This is a genomic window from Mesorhizobium sp. M7A.F.Ca.CA.002.05.1.1 (assembly GCF_003998335.1).
GTDB lineage: Bacteria > Pseudomonadota > Alphaproteobacteria > Rhizobiales > Rhizobiaceae > Mesorhizobium.
This window is the reverse complement of the sequence record NZ_RZQI01001229.1, coordinates 1-1,337: the sequence shown is the minus strand read 5'-3', so window position 1 is coordinate 1,337 and position 1,337 is coordinate 1. Positions and strand designations below refer to the sequence as shown.

Here is a 1,337-nt window from a genome sequence, read left to right as displayed (position 1 = left end):
CTATTTGGGCCATGCCCTTGGCGCGGGCTACGACACCCAGCGCGTGCGCGATATAGCCGGAATCTTCGGAAGCAAATGCTTCCGCCATGAATGCCGCAATGGCCTCATCAGAGGTCAGGCCTTCAGCCGGATCAAAGGTTGTCAGTTTCTCAGCCATTTCATTCGCTCCATTCCTTTGCCAGACGTTTCGCCGTCGTGATGTCCTTCTTTTGGGTGCCTTTGTCGCCGCCGCACAGAAGGACGATGATCGTGGTCCCCCGCTTCTGAAAATAGACGCGGTAGCCCGGGCCGTAGTGGATACGCAACTCGCTTATCCCTTCCCCCACGGGCTCGACATCTCCCGGATGCCCATAGGCAAGGCGGTCGAGCCGAGCAAAGATCGCACCCCGAGCGCGCTCATCCCTTAGCCGCGTCCACCACTTTCGGAACGTTTCCGTCTGCTTCAGGTCGATCATGAGGATCATGTAGTTTATAAACTACAATTTGTCAATCCTCAGAGACGGTCAGGCGCACAAGCGGCATTGGACCGTTTCGGCATTATTTTAGTCGATTTTTAATCTTTTTTCGCCGGACTACTGGACAAGGCGAATCACCTTTGATTCTTTACTGACGATTCGGATGTGCGGCGTTTGCCGGATCACCAAGCAGCATAGGCAAATTCGGGGAGTGCCATTTATGGCGAAGGCGGACGCGTGGGGCGCGCCCGGAGGGACGGTTTTTGCGCATCGCGAGACGCGCGGCGACGGTCTTGCCGGGAATACGCGGCTCATCGCCGAACCGGCCTACCGGCGGCTTCTGGCCGCCGAGCCGCTGCTGCGCCGATCAATACCTGTCCTCATCATCACCTTCCTGATCGTCATCGCGGCGCTGCGTGTGCTGTCGCTGATGAACGAGCGCGACGATGTCGAGCGCAATGCCAAGGCGATCCTGACGCTGGCGGCGGGCCAGCTGGCCAGTTCGCTCGCCACAACCTCGGAAACGGTGCCCGGCGCCATACAGGATCTGCTGGAGACCACCAGCCGTCAGGGCGCGATGGGCCGCAGCCATGTGCTTGTCATCACCGACAGCGCTTTCAAGATCGTCGCGGTGACGCCGCGCTCGATGCCATGGCAGGGCCATTCGCTCGACGGCCTCGTCGAGGGCGGCCAGCCCTTGTTCATGTTCGGCGATCGTGCCGGCGTCATGGACGTCAACATCGACGGACGGGATTGGTACGCGGCGGTCAGCCTGGCGAATGGCGGAAAGGGTGCATCGGCGGCCCTGGTGCCACAGGACGCGGTTTTCGATGCATGGCGCAAGACTGTTTCGCTGAACGTCACCCTGTTCGTGCTGACGGC

At 60.4% G+C, this 1,337-nt stretch carries 2 protein-coding genes and 1 pseudogene; 1 reads left to right on the top strand and 2 read right to left on the bottom strand.

All coding sequences use genetic code 11. The features are described from left to right. Together EN939_RS34380 and EN939_RS34375 are read right to left on the bottom strand one after the other, a co-directional pair. The coding region (locus EN939_RS34380) for an addiction module antidote protein (protein WP_127271843.1) at positions 1 to 157 on the bottom strand (157 nt) is incomplete at its 3' end. Position 158: 1 nt separating this feature from the next. Beyond that, positions 159 to 455, bottom strand: a complete 297-nt coding sequence (locus EN939_RS34375; RefSeq protein ID WP_127270969.1) for a type II toxin-antitoxin system RelE/ParE family toxin — start codon at positions 453 to 455, stop codon at positions 159 to 161. Positions 456 to 675: 220 nt separating this feature from the next. Here EN939_RS34375 and EN939_RS34370 point away from each other — a divergent pair. After that, positions 676 to 1,337 (top strand): annotated as a pseudogene (locus EN939_RS34370) (PAS domain-containing sensor histidine kinase); the annotation flags it as partial.